General features: G+C 48.7%; 20 protein-coding genes and 1 pseudogene. 7 read left to right on the top strand and 14 right to left on the bottom strand.

Translation table 11 applies throughout. From position 1 onward, the window contains the following. Entirely contained in the window at positions 1-528 is a 528-nt protein-coding gene (locus ACG2F4_RS09535) for a YfiT family bacillithiol transferase (protein WP_395260166.1), read from the bottom strand. Between the two features lie 462 nt (positions 529-990). Here ACG2F4_RS09535 and dtd point away from each other — a divergent pair, with 462 nt between their 5' ends. Beyond that, positions 991-1,431 carry a D-aminoacyl-tRNA deacylase gene (gene dtd / locus ACG2F4_RS09540; RefSeq protein WP_395260167.1) on the top strand — a complete coding sequence of 147 codons (441 nt, stop codon included), beginning with the start codon at positions 991-993 and terminating at the stop codon, positions 1,429-1,431. An 11-nt stretch (positions 1,432-1,442) separates the two neighbouring features. Continuing rightward, a complete protein-coding gene (locus ACG2F4_RS09545) occupies positions 1,443-2,333 on the top strand; it encodes a hypothetical protein (RefSeq protein ID WP_395260169.1) in 891 nt (296 codons plus the stop codon). Positions 2,334-2,813: 480 nt separating this feature from the next. On the opposite strand, the gene ACG2F4_RS09550 is transcribed toward ACG2F4_RS09545, so the two are convergent. Next, positions 2,814-3,371 carry an adenylate kinase gene (locus tag ACG2F4_RS09550; RefSeq protein ID WP_395260171.1) on the bottom strand — a complete coding sequence of 186 codons (558 nt, stop codon included), beginning with the start codon at positions 3,369-3,371 and terminating at the stop codon, positions 2,814-2,816. Between the two features lie 265 nt (positions 3,372-3,636). Next, the gene (locus ACG2F4_RS09555; RefSeq protein WP_395260173.1) at positions 3,637-3,996 is read right to left on the bottom strand and encodes a helix-turn-helix transcriptional regulator; all 360 of its coding nucleotides are present in this window, start codon (positions 3,994-3,996) and stop codon (positions 3,637-3,639) included. A gap of 425 nt (positions 3,997-4,421) precedes the next feature. Here ACG2F4_RS09555 and ACG2F4_RS09560 point away from each other — a divergent pair, with 425 nt between their 5' ends. Both ACG2F4_RS09560 and ACG2F4_RS09565 read left to right on the top strand, forming a co-directional pair. After that, the gene (locus ACG2F4_RS09560) at positions 4,422-5,648 is read left to right on the top strand and encodes an FtsX-like permease family protein (protein WP_395260175.1); all 1,227 of its coding nucleotides are present in this window, start codon (positions 4,422-4,424) and stop codon (positions 5,646-5,648) included. 39 nt (positions 5,649-5,687) lie between these two features. Then, on the top strand, positions 5,688-5,819 hold the full coding sequence (locus tag ACG2F4_RS09565; RefSeq protein WP_395260177.1) for a hypothetical protein: 132 nt from the start codon (positions 5,688-5,690) through the stop codon (positions 5,817-5,819). 172 nt (positions 5,820-5,991) lie between these two features. On the opposite strand, the gene ACG2F4_RS09570 is transcribed toward ACG2F4_RS09565, so the two are convergent. The 7 genes from ACG2F4_RS09570 to rpmB form a co-directional block, all read right to left on the bottom strand. Continuing rightward, a complete protein-coding gene (locus ACG2F4_RS09570) occupies positions 5,992-6,450 on the bottom strand; it encodes a MarR family winged helix-turn-helix transcriptional regulator (RefSeq protein WP_395260178.1) in 459 nt (152 codons plus the stop codon). Between the two features lie 136 nt (positions 6,451-6,586). Beyond that, complete coding sequence (gene tyrS / locus ACG2F4_RS09575; protein WP_395260180.1) at positions 6,587-7,801, bottom strand: tyrosine--tRNA ligase; 1,215 nt, start codon at positions 7,799-7,801, stop codon at positions 6,587-6,589. Positions 7,802-7,962: 161 nt separating this feature from the next. Then, complete coding sequence (locus ACG2F4_RS09580) at positions 7,963-8,520, bottom strand: CvpA family protein (protein ID WP_395260182.1); 558 nt, start codon at positions 8,518-8,520, stop codon at positions 7,963-7,965. Positions 8,521-8,530: 10 nt separating this feature from the next. Then, positions 8,531-8,986 (bottom strand): GatB/YqeY domain-containing protein, encoded by a 456-nt coding sequence (locus ACG2F4_RS09585; RefSeq protein WP_395260183.1) that lies wholly within the window; start codon positions 8,984-8,986, stop codon positions 8,531-8,533. A 228-nt stretch (positions 8,987-9,214) separates the two neighbouring features. Next, positions 9,215-9,388, bottom strand: coding sequence for a DUF4295 family protein (locus tag ACG2F4_RS09590; RefSeq protein ID WP_395260185.1), 174 nt, complete (start codon positions 9,386-9,388; stop codon positions 9,215-9,217). Between the two features lie 10 nt (positions 9,389-9,398). Next, the gene (gene rpmG, locus ACG2F4_RS09595; protein WP_310684097.1) at positions 9,399-9,563 is read right to left on the bottom strand and encodes a 50S ribosomal protein L33; all 165 of its coding nucleotides are present in this window, start codon (positions 9,561-9,563) and stop codon (positions 9,399-9,401) included. Between the two features lie 81 nt (positions 9,564-9,644). Beyond that, positions 9,645-9,890, bottom strand: a complete 246-nt coding sequence (gene rpmB / locus ACG2F4_RS09600; RefSeq protein ID WP_395260187.1) for a 50S ribosomal protein L28 — start codon at positions 9,888-9,890, stop codon at positions 9,645-9,647. Between the two features lie 287 nt (positions 9,891-10,177). On the opposite strand from rpmB, the gene gyrB reads away from it, so the two are divergent. Beyond that, on the top strand, positions 10,178-12,109 hold the full coding sequence (gene gyrB / locus ACG2F4_RS09605; protein WP_395260189.1) for a DNA topoisomerase (ATP-hydrolyzing) subunit B: 1,932 nt from the start codon (positions 10,178-10,180) through the stop codon (positions 12,107-12,109). Positions 12,110-12,209: 100 nt separating this feature from the next. Beyond that, positions 12,210-14,666 (top strand): DNA gyrase subunit A, encoded by a 2,457-nt coding sequence (gyrA, locus tag ACG2F4_RS09610; RefSeq protein ID WP_395260190.1) that lies wholly within the window; start codon positions 12,210-12,212, stop codon positions 14,664-14,666. Positions 14,667-15,167: 501 nt separating this feature from the next. On the opposite strand, the gene ACG2F4_RS09615 is transcribed toward gyrA, so the two are convergent. Next, entirely contained in the window at positions 15,168-16,112 is a 945-nt protein-coding gene (locus ACG2F4_RS09615) for an L-lactate dehydrogenase (protein WP_395260192.1), read from the bottom strand. A gap of 213 nt (positions 16,113-16,325) precedes the next feature. Here ACG2F4_RS09615 and pckA point away from each other — a divergent pair, with 213 nt between their 5' ends. Beyond that, complete coding sequence (pckA, locus tag ACG2F4_RS09620) at positions 16,326-17,915, top strand: phosphoenolpyruvate carboxykinase (ATP) (protein WP_395260194.1); 1,590 nt, start codon at positions 16,326-16,328, stop codon at positions 17,913-17,915. Positions 17,916-18,174: 259 nt separating this feature from the next. On the opposite strand, the gene ACG2F4_RS09625 is transcribed toward pckA, so the two are convergent. The 3 genes and pseudogenes from ACG2F4_RS09625 to ACG2F4_RS09635 form a co-directional block, all read right to left on the bottom strand. Continuing rightward, entirely contained in the window at positions 18,175-19,236 is a 1,062-nt protein-coding gene (locus tag ACG2F4_RS09625; RefSeq protein ID WP_395260195.1) for a sulfatase-like hydrolase/transferase, read from the bottom strand. 84 nt (positions 19,237-19,320) lie between these two features. Continuing rightward, positions 19,321-20,790: a SusD/RagB family nutrient-binding outer membrane lipoprotein gene (locus tag ACG2F4_RS09630; RefSeq protein ID WP_395260196.1), complete on the bottom strand. Its 1,470-nt coding sequence runs from the start codon at positions 20,788-20,790 to the stop codon at positions 19,321-19,323. Positions 20,791-20,974: 184 nt separating this feature from the next. Beyond that, positions 20,975-24,139 (bottom strand): annotated as a pseudogene (locus ACG2F4_RS09635) (SusC/RagA family TonB-linked outer membrane protein). Between the last annotated feature and the right edge of the window lie 325 nt (positions 24,140-24,464).

A 24,464-nucleotide genomic window follows, 5' to 3' on the forward strand; every position in this document is an offset into this window, starting at 1 on the left:
TTAATGCCAGTTTTTTCTTTCAATTAGTTGGGTAATATGCGCCAGATGATGGCGACCGTGCCATGCGTAGTGGAAAATATGCTGCCAGAGCGATTGCTTCCCGGATTCCGGATGAATGTATTGAATAAACATCTGCTGTTTGGACAGGCGATGCAGTATAATTTCCCACCGACTGTGAAGGGAGGTAATGAGATCCAGCGAAGTGGAAACCGGGGCCTGGTAGTCTGAGAGTGCGGCCCATTTTTCCTGTTCATAAGGTTTAATCGTGGGAAGGTCTTCTGTCAGTGCCCATTTGGTTCTGATGAAACCGTTCATGTGACTGTCGGCGATGTGATGAATAACCTGACGGACGGTCCAGCCACCAGGTCGATATGGAGTTTCAAGCTTTGGCCGTGTCAATGGTTGAAGCGTTCGTGTAAGTTGCTTTGGAAGATGTTCTATCTCATCTATCCGTTCAGGAATATTTGCTTCCCCATAAGATGCGGGGGACTGCTCGGGCCCGATCGGGTATCTGAGATTTTGTTCCATAAAAAATCTGGAATGTGGTTAAACGCTTCGGTTCTATTGACTGAGAAAAATATAGAAAGAACGGAGAATCTTTTTAAAAGGTTTTATCCACGTTTTCCTCGCGTTTTATACAAGTATAGTAAAATTTAAATTCTTTGTAGTACATAGTAGAAACTGTGGATAAGTTGAAAAGAAAATCATTAACCACTCTTGACAAAATTGTGGGCCTGATGTGGATAGTAATTGTGGATAACATTTCCCTTTAAAAACAGTGTCTTACGGGTAAGTTCAATACTTATCCACAATCGCCGGTTGCACCTGGAAAGATAAAATTATTTTATTAACACCGGTATTAACGTTGATAACCTGTGGAAAACTTTGTTTAAATGTTGAATGTTGTTGAGAACTTGCACGGAATTTATGGAACTCAATTAAGTGAAAAGTTATCCACAGGGTAATCCACATTAACTAAGGAGGTTTATAATGCGTGTAGTTGTGCAGCGCGTGCGTCATGCCAAAGTTGAAGTTGAGGGAAAGGTAACGGGATCTATCAGTAATGGATTGCTTTTACTGGTGGGAATCCACCGGGATGATACGGTTGAGAAGCTGAAGTGGATCTGCGACAAAATTTTGAAACTCCGCATTTTTGATGACCGAAGTGGAAAAATGAATGATTCGGTGCAAGATATTTCAGGGGAGCTTCTGGTGGTCTCGCAGTTTACGTTGTATGGAGACCCTGAAAAGGGAAACAGGCCCAGTTATATGGAGGCGGCGGGCCCCGGGAAAGCAGAAGAACTCTATGAACAGATGATCCGTTATTTTAAAGAGCATTCTCAATTAAATGTGGAATCCGGAAAGTTTGGCGCTTATATGGATGTAGAGCTGCTGAATGATGGACCGGTGACCATCCTGTTGGACAGGTAAGACAGTATACCATGGCAGTACTTTTCTTATTTATTGACGGAGTTGGACTGGGAGAAACCGCCCCGAAAAATCCTTTTTCAAAAAATAGGTATACCGGGTTTGAGGCGATGTCTGGTGGACAGCCGTTTACCAGGGATGCGCATTCTATTTTGTCTGACGGGCACCTTTTTAAAGGCATTGATGCTACGCTTGGGGTGGAGGGGCTCCCCCAAAGTGGAACTGGTCAGGCCACCCTGTTTACCGGCCGGAATGCAGCGCGGGTTGTAGGCCGTCACTTCGGACCATTCCCCCATTCCAAGACAAAGCCGTTGCTCAGGGACTACAGTATCTTTAAAAAGGCCACGGAGAGAGGAAAAAGTTGTGTCTTTATGAATGCGTATCCCGACATTTTTTTTCGACGTTCTGAGCAGAACAATCGATGGAGCTGTACTACCCTGATGACCAAAAGTGCGGGGATACCGCTGCATACCGTGGAGGACCTGAAAAAGGGCAAGGCAATTACAGCAGAAATAACACAACAGGCCTGGCGGGAACAGCTGGCGATAGAGATACCGGAAATAGATCCCGGGGAGGCGGCTGAACGGATGCTTAACCAGGCCCGCAGCCATGATATTGTACTTTACGAATATTACCTGACCGACAAGGCGGGACATACCCAGAGTGAAGCGGAGGCCGGCAAGGTGATTAGCCGGTTTAGTGCGTTCCTGGAATACCTGATTCGGAACAGGAACGATGAAGATACCCTGTTGCTAAGCAGTGATCATGGCAATATTGAGGACCTTTCAACCAAAACGCATACGTTTAACGAGGTGCCGCTGTTTGCAGAAGGGCCGGCCGCCGGAGCATTCAGGGATGTTGGCAGTATCCGGGATATTGCACCCGTTATTCTGCAGGTGGTTTAACAGTTGCTGCTGCCGGGATCTGGGTGGGGATATGGAAAATGGGCACCAAAACTTTTTTGAGGAGCCTTAAAAAGAATTGTGCTGTATTCCTTAAACCAGCCAATACACGGGGGGGGTACTAGTGTTATGACCACTAAATTCGTTAAGTAGCCAAACAGTTATTTGGGCGTACTACATTCCCCAAACCTCCTTCAAAGGGGGAATTCTTGCCCATTTTATGCTACTTACTTTACTGTACTTTTTAAGTGGTGAGTACAGTAGCCGGTATTTCTCACGATAATGTATGCACAAATCAGGTACCCTGATGGCAGGCAGCATCTTACATCATATTGTGACGACCTTTTTATTTGACAGGTAATAAAAAGGAGATTTGTCTCAGCTGCGTTAAAAGGGAAATAACCGGTTCAACGTACAAAGCTACGTCTGCGCGGCCATTTTCCCTTTGCCTTGCTGAAGAACAAATTTTTTGAGAGATCCAGGCTAGCTTTCCAGCGTATCTCTGATTCTCCCGAAAATCTCTTCAATGGATCCAACCCCGTCGATTTTTTCTGCTTTGCCCTGCTTCTGGTAGTATTGCAGAACCGGTGCGGTTTCGTTGTGATAAACTTCAAGACGGTTTTTGACGCCTTCTTCAGTATCGTCAGAGCGACCCTCACCACGGCTTAAAATTCGTTTGATCAGCTCTTCCTCCGGCACTTCCAGCACTAAAAAAGCATCCAGCGACTGGTTATTCTTTTCCAATATTGCGTCAAAAGCCTCTGCCTGGGGAACAGTACGGGGAAACCCGTCCAGGATGTAGCCGTCCCTGTAATCATCTTTTTTGAGCTCCTCTTCTACCAGGTCGACCACTGTGTCATCCGGGACCAGATCACCGGCATCAAGGATGGCTTTTACTTTTTTGCCCAGTTCCGTCTCGTTTTTGATGGCAGTTCTAAATATTTCTCCGGTAGAAAGATGGGGAATATGGTACTCCTCGGCTATTTTGGCAGCTTGTGTTCCCTTGCCGGCGCCTGGAGGCCCGAAAATGATGACTCGCATTCTGTATTAGGTATGTTAAGGATTCAAATTGAAGTTGAGAAGATAGGGTAAAAGGCCTGTACATTCAATTTTAAACGAGTGAGTGACAGACGACACGAGATGAAAGGGGAGGCGGCAGCCAGTTGTAAATAAATTAGTTCAAAAATGTATTATTATGTTCATCTTAATTTATTCCTGGTATAATAGTCCGGTGAAGTACTCGTGGGAGACCAGGTTCAATCGCGGATAAACGCCGTGAGAATCTTTAAATCCATCGGCGGTAACTTCAGGATTTATTGCGCGTGTCCTTTATGAAGGAGAGGGTATTGTCGGAGTCTTTTTCAAGAACAATGGAAAGGGAATCAAACCAGATGCGGATCAGGTTGATAACGACGGCGTATTCTTCATAATCCTTTTTGGAGTCGATAGATAGTTTGGTCTCGATCTCTTGTTCAAGCGTTTCAACCTCTGCTGTGCTATAACCTAATTTTTGCGCTATTTCGTCGCTTTTGTACCCATTGGATACCAATATCAGCAGTTGAATTTCCTGATCAGTCAGGCTATCCAGTTTATCTCCATATTCTTCAATGAATCGATGAAGATTGGATACCTTGTTGGAGAGTTTATTTAAGTTGTTATTTACCATTGGTGCAATCGATTTTGATTGTGTGTTACCCACAGGCAAAGTATCCGAATTAATATGCAGTACCCTTGCGAGATGGCTGCAAAAGTTAAAAATTGTTCAATTTCAGCAGATCCCAGGCAGGAACCCGCTGAATAGAGTTGAAGAAGAACTATATAAGTAGTTTTTCTTCTTCCGGGACTACAGTAATCTTAGTTCTTGTGAATATTGTTCTCTCTGTATTGTAAAGAAAATCATTTATGTATCTATAATATCTACTATCAGTTAAATTAGGACAATTATAAATTTAAAAAAGTTAAAATATTATAACTTGTTTATTTGAGATGTTTATTTGTGAATAAACTGTTTAGTGAGAAGTAAAATATTCGTGCGGCAGGGCCTGCAAATCGTGAATGGAACCGTGCCGCATAATTCCTATCTTAGCTGTCATGGAAACCACCGGCTACATAGCGCGCAGATATCTTTTTTCAAAAAAACACATTTCGCTGATATCGACCCTTACGATGATCAGTATTACCGGTATCACCATAGGAACGGCCCTGCTGATTGTCGTGCTCTCGGTTTTCAACGGTTTTTTTGATGTGATAAAGGGACTGCTACTCTCCTATGATCCCGATATTCGTATTCAATCGGAGACATCGACGGAGCTGGTTCATGATCCGGAGCTGTTGCAGGAACTGGAATCGATACCCGAGGTTATGGCAGCGGCTCCCTATATATCAGATAAGGCGCTGCTGGCCCATGAAGGCAACCAGGACCAGGTCGTGGATATTCGGGGGATCCGCAAAGCGGACTTTTTCCGGCTCAACCAGGCAGACAGTATGATCACGAGCGGAACATTTGATTTTTCCGTACGCGATAAAAAGCCGGGAATGTTGATGAGCGAACAGCAGCTCAGTCAACTGGGACTGGATGTGGGAGATGAGGCGGCGTTGCTCAGTGCGGAGGGAATGCGGAAGTCGCTCACCCAGTTTTCATTTCCGCGAATCTACCGGTTTGAGATCAGGGGGGCATACTTTATGCAGCAGGTCGTAAGCCAGCCGGTTGTGTACATCGATCTTGAAGCGGCCCAGCGGCTGTTCGACTACCGTAGCAGGATTACGGGCATAGATCTGCGGCTGACCGACAGCGACCTTGCGAGCTCCGTCAAAGAGGAGATCGAATCCAGGCTGGGCCCCGGGTACCAGATATCGACCTGGTATGATCTTCAAAAACCGCTTTATGATGTGATGCTGTTGGAAAAATGGGGTTCCTACCTGATTTTGATGATTATCGTATTGGTGGCCGTGTTGAATATCGTGGGATCACTGACGATGATTGTAATTCAGAAAAACCGGGATATCGGAATTCTGTCAACCATGGGACTCTCGCCCGACAGGATTAAGAGCATTTTTATAAAACAGGGGATCTATATCGGCCTTATTGGTTGCGGCATTGGGGGATCACTCGGGTTGCTTCTGAGCTGGCTGCAGAAAGAATATGGACTGATCAAGCTATCCTCAGCCTTTATCATTGATGCCTATCCCGCAAGTATCGACATGGTTGATGTGGGGATCATACTGTCAGGTACGCTGCTGCTGTGCCTGGCGGCCAGCTGGTATCCGGCCCGGCGCGCCTCCCGGGTAGAACCGGCTGATGCCATACGGTACGAGTAGCACCCCATTTTAAAATCCGCATTCCAGGCATGAAGGAGTATGAATAGTGGGCTGCACCCGGTCGAACCGTTTCTCTCTACCGGGATAACGGGTCTCATAGGACAGGGAATATGGGGAGGCGTTCAGCGGCAGATTGTGTATTTGAACTGGAATGCTTCCTTTATCCTGTAAAACAGGAATAAATCATAGCTCCGCACCCAAATCTTCTGGGCAGGTCGAGCATGAAAAGAAAAAGGGAGCGAGGAATCAGCTCGCCCCCTTTTAGGGATTAATGGAAATGTTTACTAGGGAAATAAACACAAATATCCATCATATAGGATACATTAACTACACGGGCCATAGATTATTGTGTGTTTTTTTCCTGGAGGCCCAATTTTTTACAAATATCCGCCAGTTGCTTTTTTTCCCGCCTTGAAAGCACAGAAAATTCATTTTTGATCACCTCCAGGTGCTTTGGAAAAAAAGACTGGATAAACTGTTCTCCTTCGTCGGTAAGGTGAATTAATACCGAGCGGCGATCTTCGGGATCGCGATGTCGTTCCACATAACCGCACCGCTCCAGGTTGTCAATGACCATGGTGATATTTCCGCCGCTTTTGAGGAGTTTTTCCCCCAGTGATTTTTGATTCAGTGGACCCAGGTGGAGAAGGGCCTCCAGCACCCCAAACTGGCTTACCGTAATATCGGCATCCGCCAGGTGGCGATTGAGGCGCGAGTTGATCGACTCGGTGGCACGCATCAGCTTGATAAATGCATTTAACGTTTCTTTTTCTTCTTCGGTCCCTTTATAGTGCGTACCCATTCTGTTGCGGTCTTACTGGCGATTTAGTGTAAATCAATATATCAGAATCTGATAGGAATGCAATCGCCCGACCGGGAAAGAAAAAATAAACTGGTAATCAGGAATTGAGATGTCGTTTAATAGTACCCGTGATTTCTTACTTGCTTTTCAGGTAACAAAAATTGCGCTTTCCGACCTTTAGAACCAGTTCGGTGTTTTCTTCAAAGCTGACACGATAGCCTTTGTCGGTGATCTTTTCATCATCGATCGATACCCCCCCCTGCTTAATCAGCCGTTTGGTTTGACCGTTACTTTCGGTGAATCCCGTGTCGGCAATGATATCGAGCAGCCGCACCTCTGATCCCGCCTCATACTCATATGTGGGCGCTTCGTCGGAGATCTCCTTGTTGATCACCGTTTGCTCAAAATAGTTGCGCGCCTCTTTTGCCGCGGAGCCCCCGTGGTACATCGCGGTGAGGGTGAAAGCCAGATCGTGTTTGGCATTGCGGGGATCCTCCTCGGCTTTCTTTTTATATTTCGGCAGGTCATCGACCGGAATGTCGGTAATCAGTTCAAACCACGGATAGATCAGGTCATCGGGAATGGAAAGCACCTTGCCGTACATGTCGTTGGCCTCTTCGGTGATGCCGATGTAGTTGTCATAGGATTTCGACATCTTTTTGGTCCCGTCTGTTCCCACCAGCAGGGGCATCATCAGGCAGATTTGCGGCTCCTGCCCGTCATCTTTCTGGAGTTCGCGACCCACCAGCAAGTTAAACTTCTGATCGGTCCCGCCCAGCTCCACATCGGAGCGCAGGTGCACGGAGTCCTGTCCCTGGGCCAGCGGGTAGAGGAATTCGTGCAGCGAAATCGGTTCATTGGCTTCAAAACGCCTGGAAAAGTCATCCCGCTCAATCATTCGGGCCACCGTCAGCTTGGACGCCAGCTTTATTACATCCTGAAAATGCATGGTTCCGAGCCAGTCAGAATTGTAAACGATGGTGGTTTTGTCCTCGTCCAGGATCTGTGTAGCCTGCTCGAGATAGGTTTCGGCATTTTCTTTGATCTCCACTTCGGAGAGGGCCGGCCGGGTCTCGTTTTGACCGGTGGGGTCGCCAATCATGGCCGTAAAGTCGCCGATAATAAGGATTGCCTCGTGCCCCAGGTCCTGGAACTGGCGCAGCTTCCGCAGGATCACCGAATGACCCAGGTGCAGGTCGGGCCGGGTGGGGTCGCAGCCCAGCTTGATTTTCAGGGGCTGATTGTTCTTTTTGGATTTTTCCAGTTTTTCCACCAGTTCTTCCTCGGGAACGATCTCAACCGTTCCGCGCCGTATCACTTCCAGTTGCTCATCTACAGGTAAAAAAGGCATCTAAATAACTATTTTCTTAAACTTGAACGTGTTGTGTTTATTGAAATCCTGAGAACCGCTTGCTTGCCAGCACCATTAAAACGGGACAAAGCCGGGATTTCAGGGCGTGAACCAGTAGTTTGGGGGTTGGTATTTGTACCTGAAATTGCTCATTGCGTTTGTTACTGATCCAGTGTAGGGAAATTTTGTATCGGATTGTACTCATCCAGGGTTTTGTGGATGGTGTCGGAAAAATTTTCCGCCCCGGGCCACGCCGAGGCCACCAGGTCATAGGCCAGCGGTGCCAGGTATACGATATTTGAGTAGGTTACAGACTCGTTCCGGACCTCTTCTGAAGGCTGGTTAAAGCCCGCCAGTATTAAAAGGATGGCGCTAATGACAATTCCGCTTTTCAGCACACCGAACGCCATGCCCGATATGCGGTTTATGAAATTTAGATTCACTGCCTCCAGCATCTTCCTGGAGAGGTGGGCGATCACCTGTACCACTACGATGGTCCCGATAAACAGGATGGCACCGGAGATAAAGGGAATATAAGATTCATCACCGCCAAAAAACGGGCCGATCAGCTTGTTTAGCGTATCCATGTATTCAAAGGTAAGGAACACGGCCAGCACAATGCCCGCGATGCTGAGCACTTCTTTTATAAGGCCGTTGACAAATCCACGATAGGCAAAATAGAGGAGAGGAAGTAGTATAATCAGATCTAGCAGATTCATGCCTGGCGGGTTAAGAGAGCTCTTCTTTCACCACCTTGCTGACAAGGCTGCCCTCGGCTTGCCCTTTCAGTTCGCTCATCATCACGCCCATTACCTTGCCCATGTCCGCCATATTTTCGGCTCCGAGCTCTTCAATTTTTTGACGGGCGATATCGCGGATTTCCTCTTCAGAAAGCATCTCCGGAAGGTACGATTCTATAATATCCAGCTCCTTCTGCTCGCTGGCCACCAGGTCATCGCGGCCGCCCTCCCTGAACTGCTCGATCGATTCCTTGCGCTGTTTGGCGGCTTTCATAAGCACTTCGGTCACCTGCTCGTCGGAGAGGGAGGCTTCGCCCCCTTTGCGCTCGCTGATTTCCCGCTCCAGCAGCTTGGATTTGATGGATCGCAGTACCTTCAGGCGATCTTTTTCCTTGTTTTTCATCGCCTCTTTTAGGTCTGACAAAATCTGATCCTGGATAGACATGGTACTGAATTGTTAGTTACAGGTTATAAAGTTGAAGGTTTAAGGCTGCAAATGTACACTAAGTTGTAACATTCAACCTGAAACCCAAACAGCAGTAAGAAACTTCATCCCTAAAGAGGCTCTTTTTCCTCAGGGATGCGTAACTGCAACAAGGGCAAATATGGAAGCAAAAAAAAGGTTGCATCATCAAAACAGATGCAACCCCGGAAAACGCTGCTGAATTAAAACTTAACGCTCTTTATTTTGGCTGATGAAATTGCGCACCTCATCTTCATCCACCATCGCCTCTTTGAAAGCGTACTTTCCGCGGGTCGACTTGGTAGAGATAATGACTTTCGCCATTTTGCGATGAGCGCCTTTCAGCTTCTGTGCTTCTTCACCAAAAACTTGCTTTTTAGCCATGACTCAATCTCTATTTAATTTCTTTATGGATAGTGTGTTTGCGTAGTACCGGGTTGTATTTGCGCAGCTCCAGCCGGTCCGGATTGTTGCGCTTGTTTTTCGTGGTTACATACCGCGAAGAACCCGGCTTTTCGGTGCATTCCAAAATAACCTGGACTCTATTTCCTTTAGCCATAGTGTTGATTGGTTATTGGTTGTCAGTTAATCGTTATTCGGGCCTGCAGTTGCTTGGAATACGAATTAACCAAAAACAAAATTAGATGTCTTTTATGAGGGTACCTTTTTTTCGTGCTTCCTTCAGTACCGCACTAATTCCCTTTTTGTTGATCGTCCGGAGTGTTTTTGCAGAAACTTTCAACGTCACCCACTTGTCTTCCTCGGGTACATAAAACTTCTTTTTCTGCAAGTTCTGATGGAACCGGTGCTTGGTCTTGTTGTTGGATTTAGAGGACCGGTATCCGTTCTGCGGCCCTTTACCCGTAATGTCATCTTTACGTGCCATAATACTTCAAAAACGTGGTTTATATCTGTTTTGAAAGAGACCGGTAAAATATGCGTATTGGATAAAAAGATCAACGTTTCTTTTGAAGGAATAATTTTTTGATATTTGGCTCTTCAAAACGGCACCAGACCGTTCAAAACCTGTCATGCGGACGGTCTTTAAAACGGATTAGAGCGCACATCTTTATGTGCGGCGGTAGCGACTGTCGCTTACTTTGAATTGGCCTTTATAAACACTATTTTCAGGCGTCAAAACGATTATTTTAACCACTATTCAACCCCTTATATATGGCTGAAAAACAAGTATCGGATTACAAGGCGGAAAATATTACGGTTTTAGAGGGTCTTGAGGCTGTTCGGAAGCGACCTGCAATGTATATAGGAGATGTTGGTCAGCGCGGGCTTCACCACCTTATCAATGAGGTGGTTGACAACTCTATTGACGAGGCACTGGCCGGCTACTGCGATGAAATCAGTGTTATTATCAATGAGGATGGATCGATCACCATTTCGGATAATGGCCGCGGCATCCCGGTGGATGAGCATCCCAAGCTGGGCATACCTGCCGTTGAGGTGGTACTGACCAAGCTGCACGCCGGCGGTAAATTTGACAAGAATGTATACAAGGTTTCCGGTGGACTTCACGGGGTGGGGGTCAGCTGCGTGAATGCCCTTTCTTCAGGCTTTCACGCCGAGGTGCACCGCGATGGAAAAGTCTATGAAATGAAGTTTGCCAAAGGGGGCGTACTTGAACCGCTGAAGGAGACGGGAAAAACAGATAAAACCGGTACCATCATTACCTTTATGCCGGATCCCGAAATTTTCACCCAGAGCCTGGAATTCAAGTACGATATTATTGCGGACCGGATGCGGGAGTTGGCGTTCCTGAACCCGGAGATTACCGTATATCTGCGCGATGATCGCGACCCTGAAGATATTATCGAGGATACGTTCCACTACGAAGGCGGGGTAAAGGATTTTGTCAGCTACCTCGATGAAGAGCGGGAGTCATTAATGGCAGAACCGATCTACATCCAGGGCGAGGTTGATATGGTCCCGGTGGAGCTGGCGATCCATTACAACGATTCATATGCCGAGAATGTCCACTCCTACGTTAATAATATTAACACGCGCGAGGGCGGTACGCATATTTCCGGCTTTCGTCGTGCGCTTACCCGTTCGTTAAAGCGTTATGCCGAGGATAACAACCTGCTGAAAGGGAAATTCAGTGTTTCCGGCGAAGATTTCCGCGAAGGAATGACGGCGGTACTGAGTGTGAAGGTGCCTGAACCGCAATTTGAAGGCCAGACAAAAACAAAGCTCGGCAACTCGGAGGTACAGAGCGCCGTTGAAATTGTGGTGTACGATCAGCTGAATGAGTATTTGGAGCGAAATCCAAAGACCGCCAAAAAGATTTTGGAGAAGGTGATCCTGGCGGCCGAAGCCCGTGAAGCAGCACGGAAAGCCCGGCAGCTTATCCAGCGCAAAAGCGCCATGAGCGGTGGTGGACTGCCCGGCAAACTGGCCGACTGTTCCATCAACGACCCGGAGCACTGCGAAATTTACCTGGTGGAGGGCGACTCGGCCGGCGGGTCCGCCAAGATGGGGCGCAACCGGAGTTTCCAGGCGATACTGCCGTTGCGCGGTAAAATTCTGAATGTGGAAAAAGCGAAGATCAACCGTATCCTGGAGAACAACGAAATCCAGGCGATGATTACGGCACTGGGTGCCGGCGTGGGACACTCGGAAGAGGATTTTGAGCTCGAAAATCTGCGCTATCATAAAATTATTGTCATGACCGATGCCGATGTGGATGGATCTCACATTCGCACGCTGTTGCTTACCTTCTTTTATCGTTATATGAAACCGCTTATTGAGGGTGGTCACGTCTATATCGCCACGCCTCCACTGTACCGCATTACCGACAGTCGCGGGAATATTGAATATGCATGGGATGAAGAAACACGCACCAGACTGGTCAAAGAGCATAAAAAGTCGCGTTATAAATTCGACGTTTCTCGCTACAAGGGACTTGGGGAGATGAATCCCGAGCAGCTCTGGGAAACAACAATGGACCCCGAAACCCGAACGCTGCAGCAGGTGACGGTCGAAAACGCTGCGGCTGCCGACAAGCTGTTCTCCCGCTTGATGGGGGATGATGTGCAACCCCGGCGCGAATTTATTGAAAGCCACGCCAAGTACGCCACGCTTGATGTGTAGAGTATGAATTTTGAAACCTCCAAGGTTTCTGAATCCTTGGAGGTTTTTGCTGTATTTAAGGAAATAATTTTCAAACCAGAAACTGAAAAACATCTACTAAATGGCCCGAGAGAAGATTGTACCTATTTCAATTGAAGAAGAGATGAGGTCATCGTACATCGATTACTCGATGTCCGTAATTGTATCGCGTGCGCTTCCAGATGCACGGGATGGCCTAAAACCGGTTCACCGCCGCGTATTGTACGGCATGAGTGAGCTGGGCATGCTTCATAACCGAAATTATAAGAAAAGTGCTCGTATTGTCGGTGAGGTGCTCGGTAAATACCACCCGCACGGCGATTCGGCGGTGTATGATACCATTGTACGAATGGTGCAGGATTTCTCCCTGCGCTACCCGCTTGTTGACGGGCAGGGAAACTTTGGCTCGATTGACGGTGACAGCGCTGCGGCCATGCGGTATACCGAGGTGCGCATGCAGCGCATTGCCGAAGAGATGCTCACTGACCTCAACAAAGATACGGTAGACACCCAGCCGAACTTTGATGACACGCTCCAGGAGCCGACGGTCCTGCCGAGCATGCTGCCGAACCTGTTGATCAATGGCGCGTCCGGTATTGCGGTGGGGATGTCAACCAATATGGCGCCCCATAATATTGAAGAAGTGATCGATGGGATACTGGCCTACCTCGATGACCCGGATATTGAGATCAGCGAACTGATGGAGCACATAAAGGCGCCTGATTTTCCGACCGGCGGAATAATCTACGGGTATGACGGGGTGAAAGAGGCCTACGAGACAGGAAGAGGGAAAATCACCATGCGGGCCCGGGCCAGTACCGAGGAGCTAAGGGGCAACCGCGAGCAGATTGTGGTGACCGAAATTCCATATCAGGTTAATAAAACCACGCTGATCCAGAAAATTGCCAAACTGGTTCAGAACGACAAGATCGAGGAGATCTCCGAGGTTCGTGATGAATCGGATCGCGAGGGAATGCGAATTGTTATTGTGCTGAAGCGCAATGCCAACGCGGGCATCGTCCTGAATCAGCTGTATAAGTATACCCAGATGCAGCAGACGTTTGGCGTCATTAATATTGCACTGGTGAAAGGGCGCCCGGAGCTGCTGAACCTAAAGGATCTGATACATCATTATGTAGAGCACCGCATCGATGTAATTATTCGGCGCACGATCTATGATCTGGATCAGGCGGAGGCCCGTGCTCATATTCTTGAAGGACTCAAAATTGCGCTCGACAACCTCGATGAGGTTATTAAAACGATCCGTGGCTCAAACAGTCCTGATGAGGCGAACCGCGAGTTGCGCCGCAAGTTTGCCCTGACCGACATCCAGGCAAAGGCAATTCTGGATATGAGGCTGCAGAAACTGACGGGACTTGAGCGGGATAAAATCGATCTTGAATACGGCGAAATTACCGAAAAAATTGCCGATTACCGTGATATCCTGTCTAATCGGGATCGCCAGAAAGCGATTATCCGGGAAGAAATCACTGAACTCAGAGATCGGTATGGCGATTCGCGTCGCACACAGATCATTCACTCGGCGGATGACTTCAGCGTGGAGGATATGATCGCCGATGAGGATGTAGTGGTTACGATCTCCAACAAAGGATTTATCAAGCGCATGCCCGTAAGCGGGTATCGGCGCCAGAAACGGGGCGGCAAGGGAATGAAAGGCACTTCTACCCGCGATGATGAATATGTGGAGCACCTGTTCGTGGCAACCAACCACAACTACATCCTGTTCTTTACCGAAAAAGGACAGTGCTACTGGCTAAAGGTGTACGAGATACCGGAGGGATCGCGCCTGTCGCGCGGTCGCGCAATTGTTAACCTGATCGATATTGACAAGGATGACTCCATCAAGACGTTTGTCCCGGTCAAAACGCTGGAGGATGAGGAATATATTAACAACAACTATATCATCATGGCCACCAAGCAGGGCAAGGTTAAGAAAACAAGGCTTGAAGCCTATAGTCGGCCGCGCCGCGATGGTATCATTGGAATTAATATACAAGAGGGGGATGGACTTCTCGAAGCTGCGCTTACCGACGGGCAGAGCAATATTATTCTTGCCAGCAAGAAGGGAAGAGCGATCCGCTTCCACGAAGAAGAGGTCCGAGATATGGGCCGAAACACCACCGGCGTTAAAGGGATGGATCTCGGCAAAAACAATGAAGTGGTCGATATGGTCGTCGTTAAGAATACGCATGAAGCGACCGTACTGGCAATCTCTGAAAACGGATATGGCAAGCGTTCGCTGGTAGAAGATTACCGCGAGCAGAGCCGGGGTGGAAAAGGCGTTATTACGTTGAAAGTTACCAAGAAAACCGGCAACCTGATCTCTCTGAAAGAGGTATCAGACAAAGATGATCTGATGATTATCACCGAACAGGGCAAAGTAATCCGCATGAACTGCGGCGGTATCCGTACAATGGGCCGCAATACGCAGGGCGTCCGGATTATGCGCCTCGATGAAGAGGGGCAGATTGCTGCTGTCACGCGCGTGGTGAATGAAGAGGAGGATGAGACGGTATAATCAAGCCGATCTCGGGTTCTGATGCAGGGTCTCAATCACCAGTTGAGGGCTTTGTACCCCCTCAATTCTTCGTTTGAAGGGCGTTGTACTCCCGTTTAAAGATCAATAAGGTCGGTGGTACAACCACCTCCAACAACATAGCAGGCTCTGCAAAGGTCCCCAATAACTATTGGAAAAGGCCCTCTTAATTGGGGGCCTTTTCTGTTTTTACTCAGCAAGCTTTGCGGCTTTAAACCTGCATTTCTCACGAGGAAAATTTTATAATTTTTAAAAACTTTGATATGTAGTGAGTTACATTTATTTCAATACCAAAAATACTATTACAGTGTGTAGCCAGCTGCGAAATTGTCTCGTATGCTGCGTTGATGGTGGAAATCGCTCACTCAATGTATAACGATACGTTTCGATCCCGATTTCCACCATCGCCTTGCATTCAAATCAATTTCTTGGTGAGAAATACAGGCTAATCACTTTTGCAGTAATCAAGTTAGCCAGGTCAAGTCAAATATCAATGCTCTGGAGGTTTTCCTTTAAAACACGGCCCGAGTTGCGAAGTCCTTCGATCTCTTTCTTGTCCAGTTCGGGGAGGATACGGTTGACTACTCCTTCATTACCCACTACACACTGCAGGCTCATGCACACATCTTCGATACCGTATTCTCCATCCCAGTACACACTGATCGGAATAACGCTTTTCTCATCTTCCAGGATCGCCTTTACGATACGTGCAATCACCACACCGATGGCGGAGTTGGTGTAGCCTTTCTTTTCGATAATATTGTAGGCCGCATTTTTTGCGTCGTCAAAGATCGATTCCATCACCTCCCGTTTAAAATGCCTGTTCATCACCACGGAGTTGCGGATCGGTTTGCCTCCGATGTTGGCTTGGCTCCATATCGGGACTTCTGAATCGCCGTGTTCGCCCAGGATGTAGGCGTGCACAGATTGGGGATCCACATCGTAATAGTCGCCAATGAGTGCACGAAAACGGGCGGTATCCAGCAGGGTTCCGGTCCCGAAAATACGCTGTGAAGGTCGGCTGCTAAGTTTCTGGGAGACGTAGGTTAGGATATCCACGGGATTGGTGGCAATAATCAGGATGGCGTCCGGTGCGTATTGGTCCAGCTTCCCGATAATATTGCGGAATACCTCAGTATTCCTGTTGAGCAGCTCAAGCCGCGACTCCGAGGCCGATGACTGGCCTACTCCCGCCGTTACAACCACGACCTGGGCTTCGGCCAGATCTTCATAACTGCCTGCCCGGACCGTTACATTTCCGACCAACAGCTGACCGTGCATCAGATCCATCGCTTCACCCTGCGCCCGTTCGCGGTCCAGGTCCACCAGTATAATTTCACTGACGGTCCGCTGGTTAAACATGGCATAGGCCGCCGCGGTGCCAACATTTCCGGTTCCGATTATGGCAACTGATCTTCGCTGTATCATAGATAAAAAGTATTTAGTTCGTGTATTATCTTTCCTTTATACTAATTCAACACTTCACCGTCAACAGCGTTATCGGAGAATAGTGGATATTGATATCTCAAACGATGCCCGGTGGAGGTGTTAACATGATATTCATGATTAATTCCTATATACCAAATATGATACCGTGTGGTCATCATAATGAATTCACGACTAAAATCAATACAGGGTATTATGACCAAACAGCACCTGGATTTATCAAAGCACGATATTGCCGTACCAAATATAATCAGGAATGCAGTACCAGCCCGGTTTTACGAGGAGGCGATTCGGCACGACAGTGGATCGGCTATCACCGATGAAGGGGCGCTGGTGGTCCGTTCGGGAAAGCGCACGGGGCGGAGCCCGGCCGACAAGCGGGTGGTGGCCGTAGATGAGTTTGAAGACGAGATCTGGTGGGGAGATGTAAATATTCCTCTTGACGAGCATACGTTTAATATTAACCGCCAGCGGGCGACCGACTACCTTAATACCCGGGAACGGCTCTATGTGGTGGACGGGTTCGCGGGATGGGCTCCCGACTACCGGCTCAAAGTCCGGATTATTGCCGGGCGCGCCTATCACGGGTTGTTTATGAACAATATGCTTATTCGTCCCACTGAAAAAGAACTTGCCCATTTCGGGGAGCCCGATTTTGTGGTGTATAACGCCGGTAAATTTCCCGCCAACCGGTTCACCGAGGGGATGACCTCGGATGCCAGCGTGGACGTCAACTTCAAAACAGGGGAGATGATAATCCTGGGCACCGAGTATGCCGGGGAGATGAAGAAGGGAATTTTTACGGTTATGCACTACCTGATGCCCAGGAAAAACGTGCTCTCCATGCACTGTTCCGCCAATGAAGGGGCCTCCGGGGACGTGGCGCTCTTTTTTGGTCTTTCCGGAACCGGTAAAACCACGCTTTCAGCTGACAGCAGCCGCAGGCTCATTGGTGATGATGAGCACTGCTGGAGCGAGGAGGGAGTGTTCAACATAGAGGGGGGATGCTACGCCAAGACGGTCAACCTCTCGAAGGAGAAGGAGCCTGAGATATACGATGCCATCAGGTTTGGGACCGTGCTTGAGAACGTGGGATATGACCCTGAAACGCGCGAGGTGGATTTTGACGACACCAGCATCACGCAAAACACGCGGGCCTCGTATCCGATCGAATATATACAAAATGCCAAAATCCCCTGCACCGGTGGTCACCCCGAGAATATTATATTCCTGGCCTATGATGCGTTCGGCGTGCTTCCTCCCGTAAGCAAGCTGACCGCAGAACAGGCGATGTATCACTTCATCAGCGGGTATACTGCAAAGGTCGCCGGCACGGAAATGGGCGTAACCGAGCCGGAAGCTACCTTCTCTGCCTGTTTTGGAGCAGCCTTCCTGGCGTGGCCACCGAGCAAGTATGCAGAAATGCTGGCAGATAAGATGCGAACCCACAACTCAAGCGCCTGGCTGGTCAATACCGGGCTGACCGGCGGACCGCATGGAGAGGGCCACCGCATTGACCTTAAACATACACGTGCTATTGTTGATGCTATCCATGGGGGCGAGCTGGAACGGGTTCCGACTACCAGTGACGAGGTGTTTGGTTTTGAGATTCCCACCCAGTGCCCAAATGTGCCCGCAGCAATTCTTCAGCCGCGAGACACCTGGGATGATCCGGCTGCTTATGATAAACAGGCTCGAAAACTGGGCCAACTGTTCAAGAATAATTTTGGGCAATACCGGGACTCGGCCAGCAGGGAGCTCATGGAAGCGGGCCCGGTAATATAGAATGACCGGTCTCTGGCTTTAAATCCTGGCTAGCCTTGATCTCACCAAGAATTTATTCTTCAGCAAGGCAAAGGGAACATGGCCGTGCAGACGTACCGTCGTCGTACGTTGAGCCGGTGATGTTCCCATTACGCAGCTGAAGGGCAAATCTCGCAGCGCTTTACACCCTGTCAACCCAAAAGGCGGTAATGTATGATGTAAGATACTGCCTGCCATCAGGTTGCATTATTTTTTCATACATTATCGTGAGCATTAGGAGCTATTCCAGGATCGACCGGATCTTATCCACGACAACCGGGGTGTAGAGCTGCTCCTCTGTCTTCATTTCACCCGTCTGCTCTATTCCGGCACCGTAAAGTATCAGCCATACCTGGTCGGCTCCTTCAATGTCAGAACCGTGACTTCGCCAGGTATCGACCGGGGTGGTGCCGCGCCCGTGGTCAGTGGTCAGTATGAACGTGGTCCTGTTTTTGTAATAGGGATTCGACTGGGTATACTCCCACAGCTCCCGAAGAAATGCATCCGTGCTGTGAGCCGAATTAAGATAGGCATCGTAGTCACCGTCGTGGGCAAAGTCATCGGTTTCTCCATAAGCGATATACACAATATCGGGCTGATTCCGCTTGATATATTCAAGCGCGTAGTTATGGGTAAACATGTCGAGCCGCACCGATCCCCATGGACTGGGCGTGTGGGGCTGCATGCGGTTTAAAAACCGCTCGATCTCAGTAAGGTTTTCGTCCGCGGCTTTCTCAAAACCGGCATTGACCGGCACCCCGCTTCGCTGTTCATTGATGATATAGGGGAATACGTCCCAGCTACCGAATGCGGCTACACTGCCGCGGTATTCAGCCGACTGGTTCAGCTCTTCCAAAATGGTCACATTCGGGTTGGGAATTTTATTATTGCTGTTAATCCGCTGGTCGTCAGCCTGCCCTGTCAAGATTTCGTTGTAGCCGGGATAGGAGAACAGCATGGAGTTGGTCAGGTTAACCTTGCTGCCGTACCGACGATTGCCGTGAATCTGACCCATTTCCACCACGTTGTTCCATACAAAAGGCATTAGTACACGGCGCCGCGCTTCCGGCGTGGCCCGCCAGTATTTCTTTTTCAGTGACGTGGTGTCTGAAACGTATTGCGGATGAGTTATCAATTTGGGGTCGGCCCCGGTAAACAGCTCCTGCCAGCGAAGTCCATCTAACGTTATCAGGAAAATCTTCTCCTGCCCGGAATCCTGTGCATGGACAGGTTGTACCAGTCCTGCGAGTAGTACGATAAGAACTAAAGCCGGGACAGGGGGAAGTGAATTAATATATTTCATTATCAGATCTCTTTTATGATATATGATTTAAGTGAGGAATCTTTCACGTTATGGAAATTAGCTTAACGCTCCTAAAATAGCAGCTTATTTCAGCCACCACGGGACAGCCCGAATGTTGTCGCTGCTGAATTGCCGTTCAATGGCAGCCGATACGTTGGCATTATTATTTTGATATTCGCTTTGCGGGTAGATCCAGCGGGTGGGCGGGGCGCCGCCGGAGGGCTCCATAAAATAGGGATACCCGGTGCGCAGGTGCTCAAAATACGGGGTCCATCCACCCTGCAGAAAAGATTGCAGGTATTTTTGCGTGACAATCCGCTCTATTTTCTGTTCGCTGGTTGCGGCATTGTCCAGGGATACCAGGCCGTTTTGCAAGTAAGTGTCTGCCGCCTGGCTTGTCAGAAATGAGGCATAATTCTCGGCATACGTGTTGTAAAATTCGAAGCTTGCCCGGATGCCGTTTTCGTAATGCGCCTTTGCACTGGCGCCGATCCAGCCCCGTACGCTGGCCTCGGCCAGGATAAACTGAAGTTCGGGGTACCCGAGCAATACGTGGGGCTCGTTGGTTGGGTTGGAATAGTACCGGGGATCCACCTTTGAAATATTTCCAGCCGCTGCCTTGTCATCATTATAGCTGTACTGCCCGGTCGGTCTCCCACCCTCATAGGCTGAGAAGTCATCGATTGCGAGTCCCTGTTCCCTGGCATTTTTAGTTTGGGCGGCATAAATAAAAAGACGGGGATCTTCCCGGTCCTGCAGCCGTTTGATAAAGGTGGAATCCATGTACATGCTGGAACCGTAATCGCTGTCGTTAAACTCTCCGTACCGGCTGCCGATCTGGTCGAAAAATTCCAGTTGCCCGTTATCCCCGATCGATTCCATAAGGGGACGGTTTGCATAGATATCGGCAAACCGGCTCACAATGTCGATGGTGCTGCCATCAGTTTTGTTAGAGAGCGTGATCAGCACCTTCAGCCGAAAGGAGTTAATCAGCTTTTTCCATTTTGAGGCGTCTCCTCCATAAATGATATCTCCTTCGATGATATCATCGGCATTAAGCAGCTGATCGGCTGTTTGAAGCTCATCCAGGATACCGCTGAAGACCTGCTCCTGGAGATCATATTCCGGTGCGTAGACAGCTTCTGATTCCGCTTTGAGTGCGTCGGAATAGGGGATATCTCCAAACCGGAGGGTTAAATTGTAGAAGTAATAGGCGCGAAAAAATCTTCCCAGGGCTTCATAGGCCGGCTTTTGCGTCCGGTTGGCCTCTTCTATCATCTTGGTGATATTTCGCAGCCGGTCATAATCATCAAAGTTACCCCGCCCCCACTTGTAATACTGGATCTCATTTTCCACTGCTGTACTTACAATCATGCGGCTGGCATACTGCGGGTTTTTGCCGGCGACCTGAAATGCATCGGAGGCTATCTGGGTGAGCAGCAATTGAGGCGGAGCCTGGGATACGTTGTTGGGATTTTCCCCTACCACGCTTAAGTCGGTGCAGGCGGTGAGCAGCAGGTTCAGTGATAAAACGATTAACAGAATATGTTTCATTGTCTTGCAAGGTTTAACTGTTGTGATATACGATATTATTATTGGAGGTTTTTTGTAAAACCGTTGTGTTGCCCAATTCCTGCATTTTTGCACATTCGAAATTCTCACTTCTGTAGTATACGCTGCGGCTTCGAATTCAATCAGGGATTGAGCTTGGAGAAAACTCCTGGTTTTGAGACCTCTGTTATATGGATAGATCAACTTTCAGTCCGATATAGCGGGTGGAGGGATCCTGCAGGTCGTTATCATTTCCAAAATCGGGATCTATAATTTTGGCTGACTTCAGGATCGCCAGGTTGTAGCCGAATGCGGTAACGCTGGCATTTTCGATACCGGTGTTTGCAAACAGTCCGCTGATGTTGTATGAAAGAGAAAGACTGCGCAGCTTGATAAAACTGCGGTCAAAAATATTGGCAAATTTTTCACTTTCATCCTGGGTCACCCCGGCCCGGTATGGATAGTTTTGGGCCCATTGCTGCCAGCCTACCGCAGTGGTGTTTTCTTTATATTCCCGTGTATCGTTGATTACATTCCCGTTGGCATCGCGGATCAGCTCGCCGTTTGTTACATTCACCCCTTCCGGAACGTACACCGGGTGACCCGCCGCATATTCTTCATCTCTCCAGGTTACCGATTCCGGATGTTTGCCGCCCCACCACATCTTTTCTACGGTAAGCGAGCGCATGAGTCCGCCAACGGCACCATCTACGCCGAGGCTCAGCGACCATTTATTGTGACGGAAGGAGTTCTGCAGCCCAAATCGCCAGTCGGGATTTCGGTGCCCTTTCAACTGGGGATAGGGATCCTGCGTGGGCAGTCCGGTCTCTTCATCCAGTACAAGTCGTCCGTCGGCCGACTTGAGCCAGCCGGTGGTGTAGTAGTTGTCGGCCCGTTCACCGACTGAAAGGTTGTTAAAACGCTGCTGCCCATCGTAGATGCTGGTCAGCCGCCGAACTTGTGTGTACCAGTTTGCCGTAATATCCCAGCCAAATTGCGGGCTGCGAAAAGGAGCGGCATTGACCACAACCTCCCAACCGTTGGTGGTGTATTCGTTACCGTTCACCTTGCGGCTGTTAAATCCGGAGGCATTCGAAACCGGCAGGTTAATGATCTGGTTTTTATCCAAAATATTGTAGTAGGTCACCTCAAAATTGAGACGGTGATCCAAAAGTCCGGCAGAAATACCCAGTTCCGTGGAGATCGACTGCTGGGGTTCTATGTTGGGATTGGCCAGGTTGGAGGGATAGGCCAGCTGTGGATTTCCGTTAAAATCACCCACTTTTTGATAGTAGGTCTCAATTTGATAAGGATTGGTAAAATCGGGATCCAGGTCGCTTGATACCTTCGCCCACGAGGAATAGAATTTCAAAAAATCGATCTCGTCAGGTAGTGTCACAAGGTTTGACGCCATTACGCTCAGTGATGCTGAAGGGTAGAAGTAGGAGTTGTTGGACTCCGGGAGGGTAGATGACCAATCGTTGCGACCTGACACGTTCAGGTAGAATGCGTCAAAAAGATCAAAATTAGCAGTGGCATACAGGCTGTGGATCGACTTTTTGCGGACCAGCGTGGAGGCCAGCACATTTCGCTTGGTGTTGTTCAGGCTGTATACGCCGGGCACAATCAGGCCGTCGGTAGAATTATAATATTCTTCAAACTCCTGGTACACCACGTTTCCCCCGCCGGTTATGTCGATATCCAAAAATGGGGTCACGGTCTGTTGGTAACTGGCGCGAAGGTCGTTGTCAGCCAGGAGCTCTGCCGTATTCCACGTTTTGTAAAAGCCATCGCGCGGATCGCCGTACCGCAGGTATGATTTGGGGCGTTCCTGGTCTTCAAATCGGTCTTTTTGGTTCACAGCGGATCTTCCCTGGATGCTCAGATTCTCGGTAATGTCCCATTCGAGGCGAAGCTGGCCGCGATACACGTTTGAATCATACTCCTGGTTGCGATTGTACGCCCCGAAATAGGGATTATTGTACCATGCGTAGTTCCAGTTGGCCTGGGTATAACCCTCTTGACCCGGCACCCACAGATGGTTCTCCAGATCCTGCGGGTTTACATCGGTACCCTGCCAGATCAGGAGGGTGTAGATATGGTTGTTCGGACCGTATCCATACGCCGGGTAGTTTGGGGAATAGACCTTGTTATAAGAAAGTTTGCTCTCGAGGGTAATATTTTGACTCAGTTCAAAAGTGGAGGCAAAGCTAAGACCGCCCCTGTTCAGCCCGGTATTGGGGACTTGTCCCTGCTGGTAGGTATAATTTCCGGAAAACCGGTATTGACTTTTATCACCTCCAAAAGCGATGGAAAAATCGGTACTGGGAATGATCCCCGGGCGCATAAATGACTTGAGATTGTCGTGAGACTCCCATGCGATGGGAACCCGCTCATATCGCGACTTGTCATCATACTTCGTACCCTCTACCGTTCCCCACCAGGGAATCGTCTCACCGGTCTGGGTGTCGAGAATCGGGCTGTTCCACTGTGGTATTTTAACTCCCTCCTCAAATTTTGGTCCCCATATCATATCGCCGTCAGCAACTCCGCCGCCATTTCCGTCCCAGAATTCGTAATTCCCATTGGAACCGTTGCCGTACTGGTCCTGGTATTCCGGAAATACGGTATAGCCCGCTGATACCATGGCGCTGGTTGTGAGGTCGATTTTCAAACCCTGTGTACTGGCATCTTTTGTGGTAATAAGGATAGCTCCATCTTTGCCCCGGGCCCCGTAGAGGGCAGAGGCGGCTGTACCCTTCAATACGTTGATCTCCTTAATGTCACTTTTGGAGATATCAAACAGGTCCGATTTTATCGGAACGCCATCCAGTACGATAAGGGGCTCTTTGCCACGCAGGCTAAATTGTGCCTCCTAGAACATGCCGGTTGGGTTGGCTACCGATAGCCCCGCCACCTTGCCCGTGAATAAGTTTCCCAGGTTTTGTGCGCTCGTGTTGGTGATCGATTCAGTGTTAATTTGTTGGGTAGAGTAGCCAATTTTTTCTTTCACCTGGGATAGGCCAAGAGCCGTTACCACAACCTGTCCTATTTCGGTACTGGACTCATGGAGGGTAACGTCCAGCACCGTCGTTTGTTCAAGAACCGGGATCATCCTGGTTTCATACCCGATAAATGAAAATACCAGCGTATCACCCGGTTGAACCGTCAGGCTGTAGTTGCCATCGGCATCAGTAGACGTGCCGTTGGCAGTTCCCTTTTTGATGATGTTCACCCCCGGCAGGGAGCGAGCAGTTGCATCAGTTACCGTACCGGATAACTGAAACTCTTGAGCGTGAGCTCCCGCTGTAAAGGAGAGAAAGAGTAAGCATGAAAGCAGATATTTTTTCATAACACAATGTCCTGTATCGTTAACTATTTAAAAGAATGATGTTTGAATGTTGGAAATGATTTAATGGGAACAGCTAATGCTGCAAGCTTCACGGGAGAAGGTAGGAGAGCGGATTTAAAAAACTATTGTTGCAGGATTATGCTTCTATAAAGAGATTTGTGTACTGACAGGAAAAAAATTAGCAATTTGTTAATAATGGAAGGGCGGGAATAGTTAGCCTGTATTCTTCACGAGAATTAAGCTGCATGCCTTGTAGTATTCTGATGCAACGTGAGTTACCTGGATATTTAATACCCAGCATGCTGTCACAGGGCAGCAAACTTCG

The sequence above is a fragment of the Halalkalibaculum sp. DA3122 genome (assembly GCF_043951865.1).
Lineage (GTDB): Bacteria > Bacteroidota > Rhodothermia > Balneolales > Balneolaceae > JAMQKA01.

Excerpts from the sequence above, each read along its gene's own strand:
- ACG2F4_RS09535 (WP_395260166.1), bottom strand. The coding sequence starts at position 528 with ATGGAACAAAATCTCAGATACCCGATCGGGCCCGAGCAGTCCCCCGCA.
- dtd (WP_395260167.1), top strand. The coding sequence starts at position 991 with ATGCGTGTAGTTGTGCAGCGCGTGCGTCATGCCAAAGTTGAAGTTGAG.
- ACG2F4_RS09545 (WP_395260169.1), top strand. The coding sequence starts at position 1,443 with ATGGCAGTACTTTTCTTATTTATTGACGGAGTTGGACTGGGAGAAACC.
- ACG2F4_RS09550 (WP_395260171.1), bottom strand. The coding sequence starts at position 3,371 with ATGCGAGTCATCATTTTCGGGCCTCCAGGCGCCGGCAAGGGAACACAA.
- ACG2F4_RS09555 (WP_395260173.1), bottom strand. The coding sequence starts at position 3,996 with ATGGTAAATAACAACTTAAATAAACTCTCCAACAAGGTATCCAATCTT.
- ACG2F4_RS09560 (WP_395260175.1), top strand. The coding sequence starts at position 4,422 with ATGGAAACCACCGGCTACATAGCGCGCAGATATCTTTTTTCAAAAAAA.
- ACG2F4_RS09565 (WP_395260177.1), top strand. The coding sequence starts at position 5,688 with ATGAATAGTGGGCTGCACCCGGTCGAACCGTTTCTCTCTACCGGGATA.
- ACG2F4_RS09570 (WP_395260178.1), bottom strand. The coding sequence starts at position 6,450 with ATGGGTACGCACTATAAAGGGACCGAAGAAGAAAAAGAAACGTTAAAT.
- tyrS (WP_395260180.1), bottom strand. The coding sequence starts at position 7,801 with ATGCCTTTTTTACCTGTAGATGAGCAACTGGAAGTGATACGGCGCGGA.
- ACG2F4_RS09580 (WP_395260182.1), bottom strand. The coding sequence starts at position 8,520 with ATGAATCTGCTAGATCTGATTATACTACTTCCTCTCCTCTATTTTGCC.
- ACG2F4_RS09585 (WP_395260183.1), bottom strand. The coding sequence starts at position 8,986 with ATGTCTATCCAGGATCAGATTTTGTCAGACCTAAAAGAGGCGATGAAA.
- ACG2F4_RS09590 (WP_395260185.1), bottom strand. The coding sequence starts at position 9,388 with ATGGCTAAAAAGCAAGTTTTTGGTGAAGAAGCACAGAAGCTGAAAGGC.
- rpmG (WP_310684097.1), bottom strand. The coding sequence starts at position 9,563 with ATGGCTAAAGGAAATAGAGTCCAGGTTATTTTGGAATGCACCGAAAAG.
- rpmB (WP_395260187.1), bottom strand. The coding sequence starts at position 9,890 with ATGGCACGTAAAGATGACATTACGGGTAAAGGGCCGCAGAACGGATAC.
- gyrB (WP_395260189.1), top strand. The coding sequence starts at position 10,178 with ATGGCTGAAAAACAAGTATCGGATTACAAGGCGGAAAATATTACGGTT.
- gyrA (WP_395260190.1), top strand. The coding sequence starts at position 12,210 with ATGGCCCGAGAGAAGATTGTACCTATTTCAATTGAAGAAGAGATGAGG.
- ACG2F4_RS09615 (WP_395260192.1), bottom strand. The coding sequence starts at position 16,112 with ATGATACAGCGAAGATCAGTTGCCATAATCGGAACCGGAAATGTTGGC.
- pckA (WP_395260194.1), top strand. The coding sequence starts at position 16,326 with ATGACCAAACAGCACCTGGATTTATCAAAGCACGATATTGCCGTACCA.
- ACG2F4_RS09625 (WP_395260195.1), bottom strand. The coding sequence starts at position 19,236 with ATGAAATATATTAATTCACTTCCCCCTGTCCCGGCTTTAGTTCTTATC.
- ACG2F4_RS09630 (WP_395260196.1), bottom strand. The coding sequence starts at position 20,790 with ATGAAACATATTCTGTTAATCGTTTTATCACTGAACCTGCTGCTCACC.